Raw genomic sequence first — 23,272 nt, 5'->3', positions numbered from 1 at the left:
CGCAAACGGCCCGCGCAGGCGAACGTGCGCCGCGAACCCCGACCGCTGCAATCGCGCACCGGCGACGGGGACCGTATACTCGCGCGATGGCCGGAAGCCCGATCTGCTCCTGGCGGCTGCTCCGCCGCGCGCCGCGATCGTCGTGTGGCCGCCTGGTCGCAGCGACACGGCGCGTCGCCCTCGTTGTCGCGGCGGCGGTCTTCGCGTGCTCCTGCCACCCGGCACAGACGAAAAGCGTCGTCCTCGTCACGATCGACACTCTTCGCGCCGACCACGTCGGTCTCTACGGCTACGGGCGCGCGACCACGCCGAACATCGACCGCTGGTTCGCGAAGGGTCGTCTGTACACGCACTGCTGGTCGGCCGAGGCATCGACGACTCCGAGCGTCGTCAGCCTGCTGACGGGCCTGCTTCCGCAGCAGCACGGCGTGCGACAGCTCATCCAGCTCCTGCCCCAGGGTCAGAAGATCCTGCCGGAGCTGATGCCTCCCGCATGGCAGAGCGCGGGTTTCGTCTCGAACATGATGCTGACGACCGAAACCAGCGGCATCGGCTCGCGCTTCGGCTACTACGACGACTTCGTCGACGAGAAAGAGAAGTATCGCGGCAACACCTACGAGCGCGATGCCGCACGCACTACCGACGCCGTCCTGGCGTGGCTCGACAAACCGAGGGACCCGTCGCGCCCGCTGCTGCTGTGGGTGCACTACATGGACCCGCACGGTCCCTACCACCCGCCCGACGACTGGCCGCGGCGCTTCCATCACGATTCCCCGCTCCCGATCGACGTTTCGCGCATCCTCCCGTACGAGCGCGAGCCGGACGTCGACGACGGGCTCGCTTACGTCGACGCGTACGACGAGGAGATCGCGTACGTGGATTCGCAGGTCGGCCGTCTTCTCGAGGGCGTCGACCAGCGACTCGGCGGCGATTCGACGCTGACGATCCTGACGGCAGATCACGGCGAAAGCCTGATGGACCACGAGGACTGGTTCCGGCACGCGGTGCAGGTTTACGACACGATGACCAGGGTACCGCTGATGCTGCGCGGGCCCGGCGTCCAAAGCGGTCGCAGCGACCTGCCGACGAGCGGCCTCGACGTCGCGCCGACGATCCTCGCGGCTGCGGGGGCGCCGCCGCTGCCGTCGACGCCCGACGTGGACCTTCGCAGCGGACGCGGCCTCGATGCTTCGCGCATCATCTATACCGAGGCCTCGTTTCCTGCCCGCGACGGCGGCGACCAGTGGCGCGCCGCGATCCAGAACAACCGGAAATGGGCGATCGGCGTGCGTCCGGGCGACTGCCGCGCCGAGCTTCGCCGTTACGACCTCGCCGCGGATCCCGACGAGCTGACGATCAAGGTCTGGAACGAAGACGGCGAGGCGCCGCGCTCGCTGCTTCGCCTCTGCCAGCAGGATCCCGATCCGGCCGGCGTACCGAAGACGTGGGCGTTCGGCGCCACGCTCAAAGGTCCGAAGACGGCGACCAACGCGGACGCCGAAAAGCTGAGCGGCCTGAAAGCCCTCGGGTACGCCGACTGAAATGAAAGCGACCGCTTCGAGCGTTGCCGCCGCATTCGCGCTCCTCGCATGCGTCGGGGTCGTGTACCAGCCGTCGCTCGTCGGAACGCTGTCGCTTACCGCTCACCACGACAACCTCGACGGCGCGGCCCCGCTGCGCATCGAGGCCGCGCGCCAGTGGAAGACCGGTCACTTTCCGCTGTGGAATCCGTTCAAACGGGCGGGCATGCCGCTGCTCGCCGACACGACGGCAGGCGCCGCGTATCCGTTCAATCTCGCGTACGTTCTCGCCGCGGCACCGGCGAGAACCGCGGACGGAAGCCCCGCGCAGGCGCCGGCGACATCCGCGCTTCGCGTCATGGATATCGTCGCGGCCGTTCACGCGGCGCTCGGTGCCGTGTTCATGTTCGTGTTGCTGCGCGGGCTTCACGTCGATGTCGCTGCCGCGCTGTTCGGAGGCCTGCTGTTCGGATGCAGCGGCACGATGCAGTGGCTGGCGGCGTTCTACATCCAGATGCAGAACGCCGCCGTCTGGCTTCCGCTGGTGCTCGCCTGCGTCCAGCGTGCCGCCACCGACGATCCGCGACGCCGCGCGTGGATCTCCGCAGGCGCGCTGGCCGTGGCCCTGCAGTGGCTGGCGGGGTATCCGGAGATCAGTCTCTACACGGCAATCCTCGCCGTGCTCTTCGCGCTGGCTCTCGCGCGTCGCGGCCGCATGCTCGCAGCGCTCGGCACCGTCGCGGCGATCTACGCCGGCGGCCTCGCGCTTGCCGCCGTGCAGCTCATCCCGGCGCTCGAGTTGCAATCGCTGTCGCGGCGGCCGGGCTCCTTGTCCCTCGAGGTCTTCCAGTCGCTTCCCGCCTCGGCCTGGATGTTCACGTCGTGGGTGATGCCGGCCCCCGGCAGCGGCATGGAGTTTCCTCCACTGCCGGCGTACCGCTTCGGCGCCATTGCCATCCTTGCGGCCGTTGCCGGCATCGGGAGATCGCGCCGCTCCCTGTTTTTCTGCGCCGTGCTCGGCACCGGCTACCTGCTCGCGATCGGCAACGCGACGCCGGTGAGCGGCTGGGCCTGGCATCTTCCGGTGGCCAGTGCGTTTCGCCACCCGTTCAAGCACCTCGTCGAAGTCTCGTTCGCGATCGCAGCGCTGGCAGCGCTCGGCATGCAGCGCCTGCTCGACCGTGCAGGACGCGGCGCACGCTGGCCACTGGCGGTCGTTGGCGTAGCCGTCGTGGCGACGACACTGACGCTGTGGTCCGGCCACGTCCTGCTCGCGATCGGCAATCCGCCGGGCGTCGATACTTCCGGCGCGACGCCGCAAACAGCAGGTGCGATCGACCCGGAATCCCGGGTGCTGACGACACGCTCGTTCTTCGAGAAGCGCGATCCTTCCTTTCTTCTCGGCGACTATCCGAGCCAGTTCGAAGTGCCCGCGGTGCACGGCGCCGGGCCTTATCTCTGGTCCGCGCTGGCCGAGGCGACGGGCCTCGTCGAAGAAGAGACGACGCTGCGACGCGGGCTGCTCGACGCGGGCGACAAGACTCTGCCGGTTCTTTCGTGCGGCTATGTCGTGCAGGCCAGGCGTGACGGCGCCTTCGCCCCGCCCGTCGATCTCGCCTTCTACCGAACCGTGCTCGAGACGGACGACGTGCGCGTTCTGCGCAGGCCCGACGCCCTCCCGCGCTACCGGCTGGCGGCAGATGCGCAATGCGGCACCGCCGCGCAGATCGAGCGCAGCCTGCACCGCGCAGATCCGGATCCGGCCGAAGTCGCGCTCGTCTCCTGCGGCGATGGCGAAGAAGCTCCGACGGCCAGCGCGCCCGACTCTTCGTCGAACGTCGATGTGCTCGAAGCGGTTCCAGGCCGGATCGTGCTTCGGACCACCGTCGCCGATCGCTCCCTCGTCGTCCTCAGCCAGAGCGACCTGCCGGGGTGGAAAGCCCGCGTCGGGGGTGCGCCGGCCAGGATCTGGCGCGTCGACGGCCTCGTGCAGGGCGTCGAGGTTCCCGAGGGCCGCTCGATCGTCGAGCTCGTCTACGAGCCGGCGTCGTTCGCGATCGGCGCGATGATCAGCGTCGCCGCCGCACTGTTCCTCGCATTGCTCGGCCTGCGTCGAGGCGCGCCGGCGCCGCTCAGGCGCGAGGCACGTGGATCGTGAAGCGCGTGCCGCCGCCGTCGGCGCTGTCGACTTCGATCCTGCCACGGTGACGGTCGACGATTTTCTTGACGGTGGCCAGACCGAAGCCCGTACCGGCTTTTTTCGTCGTGAAGAACAGCTCGAAGATGCGGGGTTTTTTCTCTTCGGCGATGCCCGAGCCGTGATCGGTCACCGAGAACCACGCACTGCCGTTGGCCGACGCACCGCCCCCTCCGGTGACCACTTCGACGCGGGCACGCTCGGGTGATGCGTCGATCGCGTTGGCGAGAAGCTCGACGACGACCTGCTCGAACAACGCTCCATCGACGTGCACGCCGACGGGCTCGCCATCCAGCGCGAGCTGGATGCCTTTTTGCGCAGCCCTGCCTCGCGAAACGTCGACGGCGCGCGAAACCAGCGCGTGAAGGTCGAGCCGCTCGGGCCTCGGCTCGAACGGCCGCGAGAAATCGAGCAGGTCGCGAATGCGTTTTTCGAGACGGCCGGCTTCCGAGCTGATGTCGCGGAAATTCTCGCCGGCCGCCTGCTCGCTGAACTCCATGCTGCCGAAATCGGCCGCCATCTTGATCGCGGCCAGCGGGTTGCGCATCGCGTGGGCGACGGCTCCCGAAAGCTCGCCGATGGCGGCAAGGCGCTCGGCGCGGATCAGCTGGTCCTGGGCGTCGCGCAGCTCGCGGTTGGCTTCCTCGAGAGCCGCAGCTTTCGCTCCGAGATCGACGTTGAGGCGCCCGATCGTGTCGTAGGCCTGCGCATTCTCGAGCGCGACGGCGAGCTGGTCCGAAATGGTGCGCAAAAGCTCGGCATCGTCTCCGGTGTGATAGCCGCCGGCGCGCTTTCGACCGACGACGAGGAAACCCGTCTCGCGCCCTTCCAGGTGCATGCCCGTCGCGAGCACGCGCTCGACCGCTCCGTCACGCCCGCTGCCGGGTGCGATGGAGCCGGCGAAGAAATCGGCGCTGCGCAGCTCGTCGACGACGGCCGCGAGCTCCGGGACGGCAGCGTCGGCGACCACGATCGTCCCCGGCGACCCGGGACCTTCGCGATACAGCAGCGCGCCGCGCCGCACCGGCACGCCGTCGCTTGCGACGGTGACGAGCTCGGCCGACAGCGGCTGCACCGTCTCGTCGATCAGCTCGAGCGAGCTTCGAACCAGCGCTTCGAAGTCCAGGATGGAGCTGAAGCGCCTCGAAGCGTTGCGCACGACGTCGCGGTACTCGTAGCGACGGCGGTCGTAGAGGCGGTCGACGAGGGCCTGCAGGCGGTCGCGGCTCGGATTGAGCAGCGTCAGCAGCACGAGCACGATCAGGCCGGACGTCAGGCGCTGCGCGGCGCCGGTCATGTTCTCGAACAGGGCCTCCAGCAGCGAGATCACCAGGCCGTAGCTGACGATCACCGCGGCGCTCAGCAGCAGGTACGCCATCGCGCGCTTGATCAGGCGGTCGACGTCGAAGAGGTCGTGCTGCGCGATCGCGTAACCGATGCCCGCAGGGAACGCGACGAAGAACACCGTCAGCACGTTGAACGGGATGTCGACAAAACCGGCGTACACGGCCACGAGCGCAAGCACGGGCAGGAAAGCACCCAGGCTCGACAACAGCACGACCTTGGTCCTTTGCCGCACGTTCTGGTCGCGCGTCGTCGCGAAGTTCCACGAGAAGAACAGCATCGAGCCGAGGATCGCCGAGGCCAGGTAGACGTGGAACAGGCGGTCGAGAAGCAGCAGCGCGTCGCGGTTTCCGAAAAACGTCGCGTTCGAGGCGACTCCGAACGCGACCGACAGCACCGCGAGCAGCGCAAGCACCGGCGTCTCCCACGCGCGGCGCTGCCTGCGGATGGGAAAAAAGCTGAGCACGACGAACGCCGTCGTCGGTGCGGCGGCCGCAAAGAAAAAATACGCGCGCCGGAAAAGATAAGGGCCGAACAGATCGATCGCCGTCGCCAGGAACAGGGCCAGCGCCGTCGCGAATGCAGACAGCGATGCCGAGTCGGCACCGACCGGCTTCAGGTAGAGCATCACGACCGCCAGCGTCATCAACGCGAGCGCGTCGAAGAGGAAGATCCCGGTGCTCTCGACGTAATGGCGAAGCGTGAACGTCTCGACCGGCACGTTGACGATCGTCCTCTGGCCGTTCTTCTGCACTTCGTAGCGGACGATGTCGCCGACACGCTTGTCGTGCAGCACGCCTTCGAGGTCGGCGGCCGTGCGAACGTCGCGGCCGTCCGCAGTCAGCACCCACGACTGGTAAGGAAGCCCCGAGCGCACGCCGCTCCACGAGGAGGCACCGATGGCCGGAACGAACAGGTTCTCCCAGACGAAGAATCCGGGGAACGGGCGGCCGAGCCCGCGCACCGAGTCGAAGCCGCAGACGGAGACCACGACCAGCGCCGCCGCCAAGGCGGCGACGCGAACGTAGCCGGGCGCGAACAGCCGCCTGCCTGCGGTGCGGGAGGCGGGGCCGGTCGGACTGCTCGCGTCGGCGCTCTGGGTCATCGCAAGGCGCAACTATACACGGGGCCGAAGCATCGACGCACGCGGGCAGCGTCGCCGGCCGCCCGGCGCATGTCGTGGGCGAACGCGGCGGGCCGTCAGTTCGTGCTCTTGCAGCGCACCGCCTGCAGCGAGGACGAGCACTTGACGTGCCGGGTGAAGGTGTCGTCCCCGATGGTGACGGCGACGACGAGGCCGTTCGGCAGCGCCTGCGCCGGCTGGGTCGTGACGAGGTTCAGCTGGCGCGCAAGGAAGCTCGCCTTGACGCCGTCCTTCGTCGTCTTCAGCTCGGCCTTGAGGATGCCGGCAAAGCTGCCGGACGTGTCCTCGAAGCTCCATGACGGCGCACCGTTTACCAGGTGGAACACTCCCGGCAGCTGCGCGAAGTAGTGGAGCTGGTCGCCTTCGGCCACGGCGATCTCCACCTGCTCGATGTCGGGCGAGATCGTCTCGCCATTCTGCAGCATCAGCGTGGTTCTCAGGCGGAACCCGTCGGGCTTGATGCCGGCGCGAGGCTGGATCGTCATGCGCGCACGCGTCGTGATCCCCTGGAACCGCGACGCCGACTGCGGACATTCGCTGCAGCCGGCTTCGGAGTCGTTGAGCACGCAGGTACCGTCGCAGCAGTTGCCCTGCCCGTCGCCGTCGCTGTCGTTCTGCGAGGGATTGACGACGGTCGGGCAGTTGTCGTCGCACGGCGTGTGGCTGAGGATCTTGGCGGCAGTGCACGGATGATCGCCGATGATGCCGTCGCCGTCGCCGTCGTCGGGAACCCCGTCGTCGTCCGCGTCGACGTTGCCGCTCGGAGTCACGAACACGAGCGCCTGGTCGAGGCCCGTCGGCACGGCCGGCGGAGGATCGAACAGCGTCACGCGCGCGCGACCGACGACGCCGTCGGTACCGATCACGACGGTCGTGCCGCGCGCCGAATCGATGTTGAGAGTCTCGGCGTAAGGATCGCCGTCGGCATCCGGCGAAAGGATGCGCAGCCCGCCTTCGGCGCGCAGCCTGGCGGGTACACCAGAAGGATCCGGATCAGCGATGTTTCCGAGGGAATCGACCGGCAGCAGCCGCAGCTGCACCGTGTTTCCCGATGGAACGGCGATTTCTCCTGCCGCTTGCACCAGGCGCCGGTCGGGACCGGTGACGGCGGGTGCCGGGCGAACGATGGTGCGCGACGACGGCGTGAACGTGGCCGGATTGACGTCGCGGAACATCTGCACGCCGACGGCCGGCCCGCTGATCGAAACGAACTGGTCGGTGGACGGGTTGCTACCGTCGGCGTGAACCGCGAACGCTTCGACGAGACCGGGCTCGGAAGGATCGGTCAGCAGGAACTCCGACGGCTGGTAGAACAGGATGTTCGGACCGTTCGGATCCGGCGGGTTGGCCTCGGCAAGAAAAGCGACCTGCAGCGGATCGAGCGGCGGGAAGAACGGCCAGCTCGTGAAGATCGGCGTGCGGTCGGACCAGAGCTGGTTCGGATCGTCGCCGGTGTACATGCCGGCGACGAGCACGACGCGCAGCCCGCCGATGCTCGCCGGCGCTCCGAGGCGCACCGCAAGCTGGCTCGAGAAACGGTCGGTGGAAATCTGGCCGACCTGGCGCCCGACGTGTCCCACCGCTTCCTGCGCCTCGACCTGGTTGTCGAGGGTGCCGTCGGCGTCGGTGGGGCCGATGACGCCGTCGCCGTCGAGGTCGGCGTACGCGAACACCGCGACCGGCCTCTGGTCCAGTCCCGCCAGAGGCGCGCCGTACGGAAAGGTTCCCGGCCCGTCGGTGACGAACGTCGTGAACGTGACGGCGTTGCCCTGGCTGTTGCCTCCGCCGCCGGCAGTGTTCTGGAGCAGCGTCGGATTGTCGGTGCTTCCGGCCGGAGGCGGAATCTGCGTCACCGTCGGGAAAGATCCGATGCGCACCGCGAGATCGACGTCGCCGGTAAAGCCTGTCGAGATCGTCGGCGGGCCGTCGGACCAGCGTCCCGACGGACCCTTGATCGGCAGCACCAGCGGAAGGCCGGGCAGCATCGGATAAGGGCCGTTGGCCGGATCGCAGGGATCGCCGTCGAACACCGGTGGAAGCGACGCGCAAAGATCGCCCGCGCGGGCGCGTCCCGGGCTGGCACCGACGCAGAGCGCCGCCGTGGCAAGCGCAATACACGAGACGAGCGCGACACGCGTCGCGCGGCCACGACGTGTCGCTTGGCCGCTCATCGCGTCGTCACCGTGCCACCCGGATCGCCGCCCTGGTTCGGATCGATCACCGGCAATTCGATCGGGCGCGTGATCGTGTTGCTGATGATCGGCGACATGTAATCGCCGTCGAGGACGATGTAGGCGACGATGCTGATCGGTCCGTCGCCCGAAAGAACCGGGCTCGTCAGCTTCATGCGCTCGGCCTCGAGCGTCACCCAGCGCGCCGCCGGCTCGGTCGCTCCCGCAGACTCGACGCTGAGGATCTCCTTGCCGTCGATGCCGGCGTCGATCGAAGAGGCGAGCCCTGCGAGCTCTCCCGAGAACGTCTGGTCCGGGTAGCGGTAGCGTACGAAATTGTCGCCTCGCACCAGCAGCACGTTGAACGCAAGGCCGGTGGCGACCTGGATGATGTTGTCGAATTCCCAGTTCCCCGAGACCCGCAGCGACATTCCGGCCGGAGACGGCTCGATGTCGACGGAGCCGAGCGCGACGAGCACGCGGCAGGATCCGGCTCGCGCGGCAGCGACCCCGATGGCGGCCGCAGCGGCCACGGCGATCACCACGACGGCGAAGCGGGTCCGCCGCGCCGCTCGCGAGACCCCGCGCCCGACGCTATGTTCCGGGCCTGAAAATGAGCTGGCCAATGACACCCCCTGACCGCTGCATTCATGGCACCCGACTGGGCGCAAGACAACCTGCTCCGGCAGCGCCGTCATTGTCAATGATCGCGCTGCAACGCGCCAAAAAGGCTGAATTGTCGTTCAGTCCGATGCAGGCCGACCGATGTTCGGATTCGATGAAAATGCACGCAGGTCGGCGCGCAACCCGGCCGCGGAGCGTTCGCCCGTTGCGCGCACTGGCCGCCGCGCTGGTGATGACGGGCGTCGTCGCGCTGCCGTCGCGCTGCGGCGCGGGCGAGAACTCCTCGCCGGCGCCATCGGCACCCAAGCCTGCGGCCGGGGCCGCTGCTGCAAAGACCGACGCGAAGCCTGCTGCCGCAAAAGCGGGTGCGGCCGATCCGTCGCAGATCGAGATCACGTCGACCAAATCTTCGTGGGACAACCTGTCCGAGCTTTTCCTCAGCAGCGCTCCGGCGCCGGCGTTCTCCGAGGGCAGCGTGTTCGTGATGAGCGGCGAGCTTCGCAACAAGAGCAGGAGGCCGGTGCGCTACGTGGTGCTGCGCTACGAGCTGCTCGACGAAAACGGCAAGATTCTCCAGGACGTCGAAGGCTACAATCGCAGCGCCGAAGGCATGAGGCCGGACGAAGAAGGCAACACGCATCCGGAAGAAGTGAAGGCGATTCCCGCAGGCGGCACCGACAGCTACCGCATGGTCTTCTTCCACGACGAAGTTCCGAAGTTCAAGAACCAGAGGGTGCGCGTTACCGAGGTGCACGAGGACGGGAAGTGAGCGAAGGCCCGACTGCGACTCTTGCCGCGACTCCCGCCGCGGATCGCGACGTGCAGTCGGAGCCCGATTTCGCCGCGACGCTTGCCCGAAGCGGCCTGTGGCCGCTGGTGCGCACGTCGCTTTCGACGGTGCAGGTCAACGTAGGCAAGCTCTGCAACCAGGCCTGCCACCACTGCCACGTCGAAGCGGGTCCGAAACGCACGGAAATCATGACCGAGGCCACCGCACGGCGCGTGCTCGAGCTCGTCGCGGCCTCGAGCGGCGTCCGTACCGTCGACCTCACCGGCGGCGCACCGGAGCTTTGTCCCTCGTTCCAGAGGCTCGTCGAGGGCTCACGCGCGCTCGGCAAGCGCGTGCTCGTGCGCTGCAATCTCACCGTGCTGTTCGAGCCCGGGATGGAGGATCTGCCTCGCATTTACAGCGACAACCAGGTGGGCCTGGTGTGCTCGCTTCCGTGCTACACCGCCGAGAACGTCGACCAGCAAAGAGGCCGAGGCGTCTTCGACAAAAGCATCGCGGCGCTGCGGCTGCTCAACTCTGTCGGGTTCGGGCAGCCCGGCTCGCCTCTCACGCTCGATCTCATCTACAACCCCCTCGGCGCTTTCCTTCCGCCGGAGCAGTCGACGCTGGAATCGAAGTACCACGAGGAGCTCGACCGTCTCTTCGGCGTGCGCTTCCACCGCCTGCTGACGCTCGCGAACCTCCCGCTCAAGCGCTTCGCCGAGATGCTTGCGCGAAGCGGCGATGACGCGCGCTACATGAGCCTGCTCGTCGCGCACTTCAATGCGGCGACGGTCGCGGGGCTGATGTGCCGCGACATGGTGAGCGTCGCGTACAACGGCAGCCTTCACGACTGCGACTTCCACCAGATGGACGAAATCCCGCTGCTGCGCGAAAAACGGCCCCAGACCCTGTGGTCGATCGACTCGTTCGACGAGCTGGCCTGCACGTCGATCCAGACGGCGCGGCACTGCTACGGATGCACCGCGGGCGCGGGATCGAGCTGCGGCGGCGCGCTGGCCGGCTGAAGATCCGATCTCGGATTCAGGCAACCGGCTCGCGACTCGCGGGCTTTTGTTGACCTGCGCCGCTCATTTCGCATCGTTCGCGCGCCGCGGCGCGGCGCCTGCGTTTTCCAGGTTCTCCAGCGCCAGCGCCAGCTGCGGAAGCTCGAGCGGGCGCAACGTGAGCACGACCGACAGTCCCCCGATCGTGCGGCGCGCAGTGTCGGCGTATGCGGCGTCGCCCGTGACCTGCGCGAGCCTCGTGTAGAGCAGGGCCGCCGCCGAGTTCCCGCTGGCAACGGCGCCGTCGAAAGCCGGAACGAGGCGAAGCGGAAGCTGCTCGGCGTCGGCCGCCGTCTGGAAGAAGCCTCCGCTGCCGGAGTGCTCGAAATCGCGGGGAAGCGCATCGGCAATCGCCCGTGCAGCCTGGAGCCACTTGCCGTTGTCCCTGGACGCAGCGTCGAGGTCGACGAACGCGAGCGCGACCAGTGCCTGGTCGGCAAGATACCCCGCTGCGCACGAGCGGCCGTCGCCGTGGATGCAGTGCTTCACGCGGCCGCCGGCGCGCAGCTTCGCGTCGAGGAAAGAGGCTGCAGCCTTCGCGGCGTCCAGGTAGCGAGGCTGGGCGAGCACCGCTGCGCCGCGCACGAGCGCCGAGATCGCCAGTGCGTTCGCATCGGCAAGCACGACATCGTTGCGCGCGGGAGCGGCGACCGAGGCACGTTTCTGTCTGTCTTTCTCGCGTGCGTCCGGGGAGGCGAGCGCCGCAGCGCGCTCGTCGTCGAGTCCGGCGTAGTAGCAGCCGTCGCAGGGCTCTCCCGCCGCGTCGCGGCTTCGCGCGTCGATGGATGCGGCAAAAGCTCCGCCATCGGTGCGCAGGTCCTGGAGCAGGAAATCGAGAATCGACGCAGCCGCCGCGCGCAAATCCTCGCGGCCGGTGGCGGCGGCCGCTTCGAGGTAAGCGCTCGCGAGCGCAGCATTGTCGGCGAGCAGCTTCTCGTGCGACGGTTCCTGCCACCCGGCTTTGCGGGCGTAGCGGAAAAAGCCGCCTCCGACCGCGTCGTCGAGCGCGCTGACGCGCAGCCCGGCAAGAACGGCTTCGGCCGCCGTGCGGCCACCGTCGGCTGCTTCGCCCGCGGCCGAGCGCAGCAGGAAATCCAGCAGCGGGGCGCGTGGGAACAGCGGCGGCGGCGGAAAACTCGCCGATGCCGCGTCCAGCGACTTCGCGACGTAGCCGCGCAGCGCGGTCGCCACCTCTGCCGCCGCCGGAACCGGTCCCGTCGTATCGAGAGCCGCGCGCCGCGCGAGCTTTTCCATCGTGCCTTCGGCGCGGTCGGCGATGACGCCGCCGCCGAGCTCGATGCGGCGCACCACCTCGACCGCGAAGCGCGACAACTTCTTTTCGCTGGTGGCCGCCGCACCCCACGACAGCGCGTCGAACGGTTTCGCGTCACTCTGCAGGAACACGGCGGCAGGCCAGCCCGCCTGGCCGGTGACCACTTCGGTCGCGAGCATCAGGTACGCGTCCACGTCCGGCCGCTCGTCGCGGTCGACGAGCACGGGAACGAAATGCGCGTTGATCGCGGTGACCACGCGGGAATCGAAGAGAGACGGATCGTCGGCGAAGCCGCACGCCGCGCACGCCGCAAAACCGGTTACGACGAGCAGCGGCCTCTTGAGCGAAGCGGCCTCCGCGAGGGTTTCGGGCGACCAGGACCGCCAGTCGATCGCGTCCAGGGCGTGCTGGCGCGCAAATGCGCCCGGCTCCAGCGCGAGGCGATTGCAGGCGGCGTGGTCTCCGGGCGCTGCGTCATCGGATGCCGGCGCCGCGGTACCAGGCACTGGCGCCGCCTCCTCTGGCACCGGCGTCGAGTCGAGCGCCGAGCGGACGGAATCGGGAAACGGCACCGAGCCCGGCAGCGCCGCGGGAGCCTTGCACAGGCGCGCCGGCGGCGCGGGAGCGTGCGACTGGCACGCCGGCAGCAGCAGCGCCGCTGCAGCGACGATGCGCGCCGCGCACGGAGCTCGTCTCGTTGCCTGGTCGTGCAGCATCGCGGGGACGCCGCACCGTCGGCGGCGCGGCGTCATCCAGCGATCTAGCTCACGCCCGGTGTGGTTTCACCTCAGGCCAGCGCGCCCTGCATGTAGTCGCGCAGATAGCGGATCTCGGTGTCCTTCTCGTCGTGCTGGGCCTTGACGACATCCCCGATCGAGACGATCGCAACGAGGTTGTGGTCCTCGAGCACCGGCAAGTGACGCACTCGCCTTTCGGTCATTACGCGCATCACGTACTCGACACTGTCGTCGGGCACCGCGACGACCACCTCGCGCGTCATCACGTCGCGAACCCGCGTCGAAAGCATCGCCGGGCCGTCGTCGCGGCAGCACAGCCGCAGGACGTCGCGCTCGGAGATGATGCCGACCAGCGAGCCCTCGATGTCGAGGACCGGCAGCGCACCGATGTTGAAGCGGCACAGGACCTCGACGGCTTCGCGAACGGTGTGGTCCGGAGTGACGGTCTGGAGGGGGACGGAAGAGCTTTTTCGAATGTCACGAACCTTCATCGGATTCGCTCCTTGTGCCTGGCTGCGGCGCTGTGGTTCCGGATGTTGTTCGACGACTCCTGTCGGGCGGGATTCGAGCGAATTCGAGTAAGGCACTCCGAACGGGACCGGTCAACAGCGCGGACGAGAGGACATTTCGCCCGGTTGCCGCCGCCCCGTGAACTTGAAACATTGCGCTACCGCCCGATCGCGCCGCGGCGCGCAGTTCCCGGTACGGCGCAACGCGTCAGGCTGTGCGAATGCCGGCGAGACGAGGCAACTTCGCGAAATGACGCACAGCGAGCCACATCCCCACGACGGCAACCAGGAGAAGGACAAAACCGGCCGCGGTTTCGGAGGACTTCGCGTCGTCACGTTCGAAAGCCGCATGGCCGCCGAGACCGCCAGGCTTGTGCACAACGCGGGGGGCGTGGCGATTTCCGCGCCGTCGATGAAGGAGGTGCCGCTGGCAGCCAATGATGCCGCGCTCGCTTTTGCCGATTCCCTTCTCGCGGCGAAGATCGACATCGTCGTCTTCCTTACCGGTGTCGGCGCGCGCGCCCTGCTCGATGCGTGGCAGGCCCGCGGCGACCGCGACCAGGTGCTGGCTGCGCTTGCGCGCACGACGATCGTCGCGCGCGGACCGAAACCCGTGCAGGCGCTTCGCGAAGTGGGCCTGCCGGTCACGATCACGGTCGCGGAGCCGAACACGTGGCGCGAGATTCTCGCGACGCTCGACGAGGCCGCCGAGTCGGTGGACCTGGCCGGCGCCCGCGTCGCGATCCAGGAATACGGAATACCGAGCGACGAGCTCGCGCGCGGCCTGGAGGCGCGCGGCGCCGTCGTGACGCGCGTCGAGGTGTATCGCTGGGCGCTTCCCGACGATCTCGCGCCGTTGCAAGACGCAATCCGCCAGGTGCTGGCGCGCACGGCCGATGTCCTGCTGTTCACCAGCTCGACGCAGGTCCTTCACTTGTTCGAGGTCGCTCGCCGCCTCGGCGTCGAGGACGGGCTTCGCAGCGCCGTGGCCGAAGTGGTCATCGGCTCGGTTGGCCCCGTCTGCAGCGAGACGCTCGCGGAGCAGGGCCTGAGCGTCGACTTCGAGCCGTCGCATCCGAAGCTCGGAACGTTGATCAAGGAAGCCTCCGCGCTCGCCCCCGCGCTCATCGTGGAACGGCGGGCCCGCATGCGCACATCGCGGGTTTCGCCCGCGACGGTACGAGCCGCGGCAACGCACGACGGCAGCGCTGCCGCCGCGCTGCAGGGCAGCGTGTTCCTCAAGGCCTGCCGACGCGAGCCGGTGCCGCACACGCCGGTATGGCTGATGCGCCAGGCCGGCCGCTACATGCAGGAATACCGCGAGCTTCGGGCGCGCGCTTCGTTCATCGAGCTGTGCAAGACGCCCGAGCTCGCGGCCCAGGCCGCCGTCGAGGCCCAGCAGCGCATCGGCGCCGATGCCGCGATCCTTTTCTCCGACATCCTGCTGATCCTCGAGCCGATGGGCCTCGGCCTCGAGTACGTCCACGGCGACGGACCGAGCCTGTCGCGCCTGGTGCGCGGCCCCGGCGACGTCGACCGTCTTCGCGAAATCGATCCTGCCGCCGAGCTTTCGTTCGTCATGGATGCGCTCCGGCGCACACGCGCCGAGCTGGCGCCGTCGGTGCCGCTGATCGGCTTCAGCGGCGCTCCGTTCACGCTGGCGTCCTACGTCATCGAAGGCGGCGGGTCGCGAAACTACATCCAGACCAAGCGCTTCATGTACGCCGACAAGGGCGCGTGGGACGCGATGATGGACCGCCTGGCGCGCGCTGTCGGCGCCTACCTTCGCGCGCAGATCGATGCCGGCGCCCAGGCCGTGCAGCTTTTCGACAGCTGGGTCGGATGCCTGTCCCCGTCCGATTACGCGACTTACGTCGCACCGCACATGAAAACGATTGCCGCGTGCATCGGCGCTTCGGTCCCGCTGATCAGCTTCGGCACTGACACCGCGACGTTGCTCGACCAGCAGGTCGAAGCCGGCTGCTCGGTGATCGGCATCGATCATCGCGTGGCAATCGCACCGGTGTTCGACCGCTTCGCCGGCGTCGCCGTGCAGGGCAACCTGGATCCCGTGCTGCTGTTCGCCGATCGCGACACGATCCGCCGCCAGTGCGCTCGCGTGCTCGACGAGGTCGGCGGCCGCGCCGGGCACATCTTCAATCTCGGCCACGGGATCCTGCCGGGTACGCCGGTCGACAACGTCATCGCTCTCGTCGACGCCGTGCACGAGCTGTCGCAGCGGAACTGAGCGGTGGTACGCAACTTCGAGCCGACCGCTGCGGTCTTGGGCTCCGGCGAGATCCGCCGGCACCAGGGACCTCCGCGATGAAGCGACGCATCGTCGTCGTCGGAGCCGGCATCGCCGGGCTGTCGGCGGCCTACCGCGCGCATCGGCTGGCGCAAGAGGCCGGCCTCGACGTCGAAGTTTCGGTGCTCGAAGCCGGTGCCCGCGCCGGCGGCGTGATCGAGACCGCCGAGCAGAGCGGCTGCACGATGGAGCTCGGACCGGATTCCATCGTCACCGAGAAACCGTGGGCGCGCGCGCTCTGCGAGGAGATCGGGCTCGAAGAGCGGATCATCGGGACGCGCGGGGAGTTCCGCAAGAGCTTCGTCGCGCTCGGCCGCACACTGCACCCGATCCCCGAAGGCTTCTTCATGATGGCACCGACGCGGCTGGCGCCGTTCGTCGGGACACGGTTGTTCACGTGGCCTGCCAAGCTTCGCATGGCGGCCGATCTCGTGCTGCCGCGGCGCAGCGACGGCGCCGACGAAAGCCTCGCGTCCTTTGTGCGGCGACGGCTCGGCAGCCAGGCCCTCGAACGGGCGGCGCAGCCGATGGTAGGCGGCGTCTACACGGCCGATCCCGAGAAGCTCAGCCTTCGCGCAACGATGCCGCGCTTCATTGAGATGGAGCGAAAGCACCGCAGCCTGATCCTCGGGCTGATGGAATCGCAGCGGGGCGGGGCGCGCGCGGCGGCGCGCGCCGAAGGCGTGGCCTCCGGGCCCCGCTACTCGCTGTTCATCTCGCTGGACCGGGGCCTTTCGGTGCTGCCCCGGCGCCTGGTCGAGATCCTGCCCGCCGCCTCGATCCGCACGAACACGATCGTCGAGAGAATCGAGCACGACGACGGGCGCTGGAAGGTCTACACGCTGGACGAATGCATCGACGCCGACGCGGTGTGCATCGCGACGCCTGCGTACGCGGCCTCGCGCCTGGTCGAGGGAATCGCGCCGGAGCTCGCGCGCTCGCTGAATCTCGTCGAGTACGCATCCGCCGCAACCGTCAACCTCGTCTACCGTCGCGACGACGTGCCGCATCCCCTCGACGGATTCGGCTTCGTCGTGCCGGCGGTCGAGAAGCGCTCGCTGCTGGCGTGCACGTTCAGCAGCGTCAAGTACCAGCAGCGGGCGGCGGCAGGCACGGTGCTGCTGCGCGCGTTCGTTGGCGGCGCACTGTTTCCCGACGCCTATGACCAGGCCGACGACAAGATGCTGGGCGGCGTCACGCGCGACCTCGGCGAGCTGCTCGGCATCAAGGTCGCACCTCGCGACGTGCGCATCGCCAGGTGGCCGCGCTCGATGCCGCAGTACAACGTCGGGCACCTCGAGCGCGTCGCCCGCATCGAGGAGGAGGCCGGCCGCTACGCGACGCTCGCGCTGGCCGGATCGGCCTATCGCGGCGTGGGCATTCCCGACTGCGTCCGCTCCGGAGAAGCCGCCGCCGAGCGCCTGGTGGGCGCGATCAAGCGGTGGGGTCAGGCACCAGCCGAATAAGCCCGAGGACGTCGCCCGTTCGATGCGCGCTGGTGCCTCGCGCTGGTGCCTGACCCCATTCCTGTGGTGCCTGACCCCATTCCGCTGGTGCCTGACCCTATTCCGCTGGTGCCTGACCCCATTACAACAATGGAAATACGTCTCGCTGGAACTTTTCGGCTTGGGAGCGGCCGGAGCCGAAGCTGGCGATGTCGTTGAAGTAGAAGACGACGCCCGAGACGCCGAGCTTGCCGTAGCCGTCGAGGAACTCGGCACACTCCTCGCGCGATCCCTTGCACGAGACGAAGCCGAACAGCCGCTCGGCGGGCAGCTTCTGCGCCGCAATGCTCTCGAGGAAGGCTTCCTTTTCCTGCTCGCTGTCGTAGCAGATTCCGCCGGCCATCGCGGTAATGCGGATCTCGTCGAAGTCGCGGCCGACGACGCGGCAGTGCTCCTTCAGGATGTCGCGATAGCGCGCGAACTCGTCACGGTTGCCATTGTAGTTCCAGACGTCGGCGAAGCGCGCAACAAGGCGCAGCAGCACTTTCTCGCCGCGTCCCCCGATGACGATCGGCGGGTGCGGCTTCTGCAGCGGCTGCGGCTGGCAGACGGCATCCTTCAGGCGGAAGTGCCGGCCCTCGTAGCTGGCTTTTTCGTTGCTCCACATCGCGCGAATCACTTCCAGCGATTCGCGCAGCCGGCCGAGCCTTTCGCCGATCGGACGGAACTCGTAGCCGTACGCGTCGAATTCCTCCTGATACCAGCCGGCGCCGAGGCCGAGCTCGAGGCGACCGCCGCTCATCACGTCGACGCAGGCTGCGATCTTCGCGAGATGCGCCGGGTGCCGGTACTCGTTGCAGGTGACGAGCTGACCGATGCGGGCGCGACTGGTCGCGCTCGCCAGGTGCGTCATCAGCGTCCACGCTTCGAACGTAGCCTCGATCTCCTTGCGAGGAACCGTGTGGAAATGATCGTAGACCCACAGCGACTCCCATCCCGCGGCATCGAGGCCCCGGGCGACGCGGTCGCAGGTCTCCCATTTGTTTCGATCGCCGGTGACGCCCATCAGGTCGAGGCGCCATCCCTGCGGAACCAGGCATCCGAACTGCATCGACGTTCTCCCTTTCATCGGCTCTTCGAGCCTTGGTTCATCGGCTCTTCGAGCCTTGGTTCAATCGGCTCTTCGAGCCGGTGTTCATCGGCTCTTCGAGCCGCGATTCGATCGGCTCTTCGACCCGCGCATCGACCGGCTCGGCTCGATCGCTCGATCGACCAGAGCGCCCCGCTCAATTGGCGGTGCCGGGCCGGAGCTATGCTTGCGCCAGTGCGGCGAATCAAAAGGTTCCGCCCAATCCCCCTCTTGCCCGCAGGCGAAAGCGTGTGTAGAGAGTCAGTCATGCTCGGCGAGTTGCACGTCGCTCCGGGTCTGCTGATCGCGATGCCCCAGCTTCGCGATCCCAACTTCGATCGCTCGGTGGTGCTGATGATCGAGCACCGCACGGAGGGTTCCTTCGGGCTGGTCATCAACCGGCCGACGCGCACTCCGGTCGGAGACCTTCTCAAATCCATCGACGTCGACTGGCGGGGCGCCGGTGACGTCGCGTGGTCCGGCGGTCCCGTGCAACCCGAGACGGGCTGGATTCTTCACGAGAGAGTCGAAGGCCTCGACGGCCTGGGCACCCGCGAGCTGATTCCGGGGCTTTTCATTACGTCGGCGCCCGATGCCCTGCGCGAGCTGGCCAGGCATCCTCCGCGCCGCGTCCGATTCCTGCTCGGTTATTCGGGATGGGGTCCGGCCCAGCTCGAGCGCGAGCTGACCGAAACGGCGTGGGTCAACAGCGACGTAGACGCCGACTTCCTGTTCGAGACCCCGCCCGAGAAAATGTGGGAGGCGGCCCTGCTCCGCCTGAACGTTGCGCCGATCACGCTGGCGCCGTCCCACGGCATTCATTGACGTCGCCGCGCGCGAGGCTCAACTGCGGCCTCTCCGCAGTCGTTCGGGTGGACTCGCCCGGATACCGGTTCCATCGTCCCGCCTGACGTCATAGAGTCAGGGCTTCTTGCGTCTCGCCGCCGGTCGCGCCGCGGTGCGCCCTCACCGCGAAGTCGCCGGGACGTGCGTGTTTGGCCGCCGCGGGTCATGCCGAATCGATGAAAGCGCAACGCAATGCCGAAGAGATCCTTTTCGCCGTCGGCGTGACCGCCTTCGCAGTCCTGCTGCGATGGCTGATCGATCCATGGCTGGGCAGTGACCTGCCGTACTCCACGGTCTTCGGCGCCGTCGCGTTCGCCGTCTATTTCGGCGGGATCCGCGGAGGGCTGCTTTCGGCCGTCCTCGGCTTCGCGGCCTGCAGCTACCTGTTCTTTGCGCAGCGCGGTGCAGTGCGCGTCGCGACGCCCGGCCAGGTGGTAGGGCTCGCGATTTTCGTTGCCACCAATGCGGTCATCATCGGGCTCGGTCACGCGATGCGCAGCGCGCGCCGGCGCGCCCAGCACGAAGGCGACCGGACGCGGACGATCCTGGCGAGCATCGGGGACGCGGTGATCGTCACCGATGCGGAGGGGCGCATCACGTTCCTCAACGGAGTCGCCGAAGAGCTCAGCGGCTGGCGCAGCGCGGAGGCGGTGGGCAGGCCGCACGTGGAGGTATTCCGGATCCTTCACGAGCACACCCGCCGGGAGGTGGAGGATCCGGTGGCCAGGGCGCTGCACGAAGGAAAGCCCATCGGTCTTGCGAATCATACGCTGCTGGTGCGCAAGGACGGCAGCGAATGTCCCGTCGACGACAGCGCTGCGCCGATCCGCGATCACGAGGGCTCGATCTTCGGCGTCATCCTCGTGTTCCGCGACGTCACCGAGCAGCGCCGCGTGCAGTACGACCGCGAAAGGCTCGCGACCATCGTCCGCGATTCGGGGGACGCGTTCATCACGAAGGATCTCGACGGCATCATCCAGACCTGGAACGTCAGCGCCGAGGCCCTGTTCGGCTACACCGCCGAGGAGATCGTCGGCCGCTCGGTCGCGACACTGGTCCCTGCGGGGCGCCTGGACGAGGAGGCGCGGATCCTCGCGAGCCTGCGCAATGGGCAACCGATCGAACGCGTCGAGACCGAACGGATGACCAGCGACGGCCGGCTGATTCCCGTCGCCGTCAGCGTCTCGCCGCTGCGCAACGCCGAAGGCGAGTTGATCGGAGCATCGAAGATTCTCCACGACATCACCGAGCGGATCGCCGCGCGAAGGGATCTCGAGCGTGAGAAGGAACTGCTCGCGACGACGCTGGCCAGCATCGGCGACGGCGTCATGACGACGGACAGGCGCGGCAGAGTAATGTCGATCAACGCCGTGGCCGAGCAGCTCACCGGCTGGACGGCACAGGATGCGGTGGGGCGAAGCCTGGACGAGGTGTTCCGGATCGTCAACGAGCAGACACGCCGCACGGTCGAGAGTCCGGCGGCCCGCGCACTGCGCGAAGGCGTGATCGTCGGCCTGGCCAACCATACCATCCTGATCCGAAAGGACGCCCGCGAGATTCCGATCGACGACAGCGCGGCGCCGATTCGCCTGCCCGAAGATCCTCTGGCGGGCTGTGTGCTGGTGTTCCGCGACGTTACCGAGAGGCGCCGCAGCGAGCGCGAGATCGCCGACTCGCGCGCAAGCCTGCAACTAGCCGACCGCCGCAAGAACGAGTTTCTCGCCACGCTGGCCCACGAGCTTCGCAACCCGCTGGCGCCGATGCGCAACTCCCTGCAGATCCTGAGAATGACAACCGCCGACGACGAGACCACCGACAGAGCCATCGGCACGATGGAGCGCCAGGTCGAGCAGATGGTTCACCTGGTCGATGATCTCCTCGACGTCGCGCGCATCAGCCGCGGCAAGATCGAGCTTCGCAACGAACGCGTCGAGCTCGGCGCGATCGTGCAGCAGGCCATGGAGATCTGCCGGCCGCTGGCCGAATGCCTTCACCACGAAGTACACGTCTCGCTTCCCGACGAGCCCGTCTACCTCCAGGCGGACCGCGTCCGCCTGGCGCAAGTGCTGAGCAACCTGATCAACAACGCGTGCAAGTACACGCAGCCCGGCGGGCGCATCGACCTGGTGGCCGAGCGCCGCGGCGGCACCGTGGAAGTGCGCGTCAAGGACACCGGGGTCGGCATTCCCGCGGAAATGCTCGAGACGGTGTTCGAAATGTTCGCCCAGGTCGACCGCTCGCTCGAGAGGTCGCAGGGTGGCCTCGGCATCGGCCTGACGCTCGCCAAGGAGCTGGTCGAGATGCATTCGGGAACCATCCAGGCGACGAGCGCCGGGCCGGGCCTCGGCACCGAGGTCGCCGTCCGGTTGCCCGTGCTCGATCGCGGAGCGGAAGACGCCGCGCGGCCGGCTTCGAACGACCACGAGCGCGGCGAAGCCCGCCGCGTCCTCGTCGTCGACGACAACGTCGACAGTGCGGACTCCCTGTCGATGCTGCTGCGCATGAGGGGCCACCAGACGAAGATCGCGCGCGACGGCGTCGAAGCGGTCGAGGCCGCGCGCACGTTCCGCCCGGAGATCGTCCTGCTCGACATCGGGCTCCCGCGCATGAACGGCCTCGACGTCTGCCGCCGCATCCGTGCCCAGGAATGGGGATCGGCGATGCGCATCGTCGCGCTGACCGGCTGGGGGCAGGAAGAAGACCGGCTTCGCTCGCTGGAGGCCGGCTTCGATCACCACCTGGTGAAACCGGTGAACATCGCCGAGCTGACGACACTCATCGCGCAGCTGCCGCCGAACGATTCAGACCGGCAATAAGTCCGGCTGCTCCGGCGGGTACGTCACCGTCGTGCCGTCGACCAGCGCGAATTTCGTCAGCGAATGGGCCGCGGCTTTCGTCTGGCTCATGATGTCCAGCACGCGCCAGCCGCGCACGACGAGCGCATCGCTGATCAGCGAGCGGTGGCACCTCCACGGAACCGCCTCCGCGCACATCGTCGCGGTCGGTTTTTCGCGCGCGATCGACGTCAGCTCCTCCAGCGCTTCGATGAATGCATCGGTCTGCATGAAGTCGGCATAACCGCGAAAGCTGTCGTTGCGCCACGCACCGTTGATCGAATCCGGCCGCGGGCGCCGCAGCCCTCCGAGGGAGCGCAGCGAAAGGTACTCGATGCCGTGCTCCGGCAGAGCGATCGCGAGGGAATCCGCGCAAAAATGCGGGTGGCGCCGCGAGCGAGGCACCGTCCGCACGTCGGCCACGGCGGTTACGCCGTGCGCGCGCAGCAGGGCGACGAGCTCGTCCAGCGAACGCGTGGAGTGGCCTACCGTGTGGATCGTCGGCGCGCCGGGCGTCACACCAGCGGCCTCTCGAGCGCCTCGCGCGCCACGAGCGCGTCACGAAGCAGCCGCGGCTCGTGCGTGCGAATGAACGTGGCGCCGCGTTCGACCGCGAACAGCTCGGTCGCCAGCGACGAAGCGTCGCGCGGCGACCGCGGCCGGCCCGAAAGTCGCCCGACCAGCGATTTGCGCGAAACGCTGATCATCAGCGGAACAGCGTAGCGATCGCGAAGCTCGCCGAGGCGCTGCAGCACGAGCACCGACGGCTCAGGATCGGCGCCGAGGAACAGGCCCATGCCGGGATCGAGGACGAGGCGCTCGCGCGCGATGCCTGCGGCTTGCAGGGCCGCGATGCGGGCGTCGAAAAACTCGACGATGCCGTCCAACACCGCAGCGGGCTGCGTGTGCTCGCGGGTGGCACGCTCTGCGCGGGCGATCGAGTGCATCACGACCAGTGCAGCGCCCGACGCCGCAAGGTGCGGATACATTGCCTGGTCGGGAAAACCGCGGATGTCGTTGATCCACGAAGCACCGGCGGCAAGCGCGAAGCGCTGAACCTGCGGCTGCGTCGAGTCGACGCTGACTGCGATGCCGCTTGCCACGAGCGCTCCGATCACCGGCTCCAGGCGCCGGATCTCCTCGGCGACCGTTACAACTTCCGCCTCGGGGTGGCTCGAAGCCGCGCCGACGTCGATCACGTCGGCGCCGTCGTCCACCAGGCTTCGCGCGTGTTCGATCGCAGCTCGAGGCTCGAGGAAGCGACCGCCGTCCGAGAACGAATCGCGAGTGACGTTGACGATGCCGAAGATCGTGACAGCGGCGGCCGGCATGGATGCAGTCGGCCGCAAGTGCCG

The 23,272-nt window shown here is 68.2% G+C and carries 16 protein-coding genes; 8 read left to right on the top strand and 8 right to left on the bottom strand.

What is annotated here, in order from left to right; translation table 11 throughout:
• The first annotated feature begins 86 nt into the window (after positions 1–86).
• Positions 87–1,541, top strand: coding sequence for a sulfatase (locus VGK20_19445; GenBank protein HEY2776225.1), 1,455 nt, complete (start codon positions 87–89; stop codon positions 1,539–1,541).
• Position 1,542: 1 nt separating this feature from the next.
• Positions 1,543–3,678 (top strand): hypothetical protein, encoded by a 2,136-nt coding sequence (locus VGK20_19440; GenBank protein ID HEY2776224.1) that lies wholly within the window; start codon positions 1,543–1,545, stop codon positions 3,676–3,678.
• On the opposite strand, the gene VGK20_19435 is transcribed toward VGK20_19440, so the two are convergent.
• The 3 genes from VGK20_19435 to VGK20_19425 form a co-directional block, all read right to left on the bottom strand.
• Positions 3,653–6,166, bottom strand: a complete 2,514-nt coding sequence (locus VGK20_19435) for an ATP-binding protein (protein ID HEY2776223.1) — start codon at positions 6,164–6,166, stop codon at positions 3,653–3,655. The genes VGK20_19440 and VGK20_19435 overlap by 26 nt on opposite strands.
• Positions 6,167–6,261: 95 nt before the next feature.
• Positions 6,262–8,376 carry a hypothetical protein gene (locus VGK20_19430; protein ID HEY2776222.1) on the bottom strand — a complete coding sequence of 705 codons (2,115 nt, stop codon included), beginning with the start codon at positions 8,374–8,376 and terminating at the stop codon, positions 6,262–6,264.
• Positions 8,373–8,921, bottom strand: coding sequence for a hypothetical protein (locus VGK20_19425; protein ID HEY2776221.1), 549 nt, complete (start codon positions 8,919–8,921; stop codon positions 8,373–8,375). The genes VGK20_19430 and VGK20_19425 overlap by 4 nt, the downstream gene beginning before the upstream one ends.
• 284 nt (positions 8,922–9,205) lie before the next feature.
• On the opposite strand from VGK20_19425, the gene VGK20_19420 reads away from it, so the two are divergent.
• Both VGK20_19420 and arsS read left to right on the top strand, forming a co-directional pair.
• Positions 9,206–9,769 (top strand): FxLYD domain-containing protein, encoded by a 564-nt coding sequence (locus VGK20_19420; GenBank protein ID HEY2776220.1) that lies wholly within the window; start codon positions 9,206–9,208, stop codon positions 9,767–9,769.
• Entirely contained in the window at positions 9,766–10,797 is a 1,032-nt protein-coding gene (gene arsS, locus VGK20_19415; GenBank protein ID HEY2776219.1) for an arsenosugar biosynthesis radical SAM (seleno)protein ArsS, read from the top strand. Before VGK20_19420 ends, arsS begins: the two co-directional genes overlap by 4 nt.
• Positions 10,798–10,860: 63 nt before the next feature.
• Here the strand turns inward: arsS and VGK20_19410 are convergent, their stop codons facing one another.
• Both VGK20_19410 and VGK20_19405 read right to left on the bottom strand, forming a co-directional pair.
• On the bottom strand, positions 10,861–12,825 hold the full coding sequence (locus VGK20_19410; protein ID HEY2776218.1) for a DUF255 domain-containing protein: 1,965 nt from the start codon (positions 12,823–12,825) through the stop codon (positions 10,861–10,863).
• Positions 12,826–12,896: 71 nt separating this feature from the next.
• Positions 12,897–13,337 carry a CBS domain-containing protein gene (locus VGK20_19405; protein HEY2776217.1) on the bottom strand — a complete coding sequence of 147 codons (441 nt, stop codon included), beginning with the start codon at positions 13,335–13,337 and terminating at the stop codon, positions 12,897–12,899.
• A 268-nt stretch (positions 13,338–13,605) separates the two neighbouring features.
• Between VGK20_19405 and hemE the strand changes: the two genes are divergently transcribed.
• Both hemE and hemG read left to right on the top strand, forming a co-directional pair.
• Complete coding sequence (gene hemE, locus VGK20_19400) at positions 13,606–15,603, top strand: uroporphyrinogen decarboxylase (GenBank protein HEY2776216.1); 1,998 nt, start codon at positions 13,606–13,608, stop codon at positions 15,601–15,603.
• Between the two features lie 77 nt (positions 15,604–15,680).
• A complete protein-coding gene (gene hemG / locus VGK20_19395) occupies positions 15,681–17,129 on the top strand; it encodes a protoporphyrinogen oxidase (GenBank protein HEY2776215.1) in 1,449 nt (482 codons plus the stop codon).
• A gap of 121 nt (positions 17,130–17,250) precedes the next feature.
• On the opposite strand, the gene VGK20_19390 is transcribed toward hemG, so the two are convergent.
• Entirely contained in the window at positions 17,251–18,219 is a 969-nt protein-coding gene (locus VGK20_19390; GenBank protein ID HEY2776214.1) for an LLM class F420-dependent oxidoreductase, read from the bottom strand.
• A 285-nt stretch (positions 18,220–18,504) separates the two neighbouring features.
• Between VGK20_19390 and VGK20_19385 the strand changes: the two genes are divergently transcribed.
• Together VGK20_19385 and VGK20_19380 are read left to right on the top strand one after the other, a co-directional pair.
• Positions 18,505–19,062 (top strand): YqgE/AlgH family protein, encoded by a 558-nt coding sequence (locus VGK20_19385; GenBank protein HEY2776213.1) that lies wholly within the window; start codon positions 18,505–18,507, stop codon positions 19,060–19,062.
• A gap of 197 nt (positions 19,063–19,259) precedes the next feature.
• Complete coding sequence (locus VGK20_19380; protein ID HEY2776212.1) at positions 19,260–21,899, top strand: PAS domain S-box protein; 2,640 nt, start codon at positions 19,260–19,262, stop codon at positions 21,897–21,899.
• Here VGK20_19380 and VGK20_19375 read toward each other — a convergent pair.
• Positions 21,885–22,436: a DUF488 domain-containing protein gene (locus VGK20_19375; GenBank protein HEY2776211.1), complete on the bottom strand. Its 552-nt coding sequence runs from the start codon at positions 22,434–22,436 to the stop codon at positions 21,885–21,887. The two genes, VGK20_19380 and VGK20_19375, sit on opposite strands and share 15 nt — an antisense overlap.
• Complete coding sequence (folP, locus tag VGK20_19370) at positions 22,433–23,248, bottom strand: dihydropteroate synthase (GenBank protein HEY2776210.1); 816 nt, start codon at positions 23,246–23,248, stop codon at positions 22,433–22,435. The genes VGK20_19375 and folP overlap by 4 nt, the downstream gene beginning before the upstream one ends.
• Between the last annotated feature and the right edge of the window lie 24 nt (positions 23,249–23,272).

Source organism: Candidatus Binatia bacterium (assembly GCA_036493895.1).
In the GTDB taxonomy this organism is placed as follows: domain Bacteria; phylum Desulfobacterota; class Binatia; order UBA1149; family CAITLU01; genus DATNBU01.
Note: the sequence above shows the minus strand (reverse complement) of the source record. Positions and strands in the feature narration are given on the sequence as shown.

What these genes read in the sequence shown, in the direction of transcription:
- VGK20_19385 (HEY2776213.1), top strand. Translation starts at nt 18,505, where the DNA reads ATGCTCGGCGAGTTGCACGTCGCTCCGGGTCTGCTGATCGCGATGCCC.
- VGK20_19430 (HEY2776222.1), bottom strand. Translation starts at nt 8,376, where the DNA reads ATGAGCGGCCAAGCGACACGTCGTGGCCGCGCGACGCGTGTCGCGCTC.
- VGK20_19380 (HEY2776212.1), top strand. Translation starts at nt 19,260, where the DNA reads ATGAAAGCGCAACGCAATGCCGAAGAGATCCTTTTCGCCGTCGGCGTG.
- hemE (HEY2776216.1), top strand. Translation starts at nt 13,606, where the DNA reads ATGACGCACAGCGAGCCACATCCCCACGACGGCAACCAGGAGAAGGAC.
- VGK20_19410 (HEY2776218.1), bottom strand. Translation starts at nt 12,825, where the DNA reads ATGCTGCACGACCAGGCAACGAGACGAGCTCCGTGCGCGGCGCGCATC.
- VGK20_19390 (HEY2776214.1), bottom strand. Translation starts at nt 18,219, where the DNA reads ATGCAGTTCGGATGCCTGGTTCCGCAGGGATGGCGCCTCGACCTGATG.
- hemG (HEY2776215.1), top strand. Translation starts at nt 15,681, where the DNA reads ATGAAGCGACGCATCGTCGTCGTCGGAGCCGGCATCGCCGGGCTGTCG.
- VGK20_19405 (HEY2776217.1), bottom strand. Translation starts at nt 13,337, where the DNA reads ATGAAGGTTCGTGACATTCGAAAAAGCTCTTCCGTCCCCCTCCAGACC.
- VGK20_19445 (HEY2776225.1), top strand. Translation starts at nt 87, where the DNA reads ATGGCCGGAAGCCCGATCTGCTCCTGGCGGCTGCTCCGCCGCGCGCCG.
- folP (HEY2776210.1), bottom strand. Translation starts at nt 23,248, where the DNA reads ATGCCGGCCGCCGCTGTCACGATCTTCGGCATCGTCAACGTCACTCGC.
- VGK20_19435 (HEY2776223.1), bottom strand. Translation starts at nt 6,166, where the DNA reads ATGACCCAGAGCGCCGACGCGAGCAGTCCGACCGGCCCCGCCTCCCGC.
- VGK20_19440 (HEY2776224.1), top strand. Translation starts at nt 1,543, where the DNA reads ATGAAAGCGACCGCTTCGAGCGTTGCCGCCGCATTCGCGCTCCTCGCA.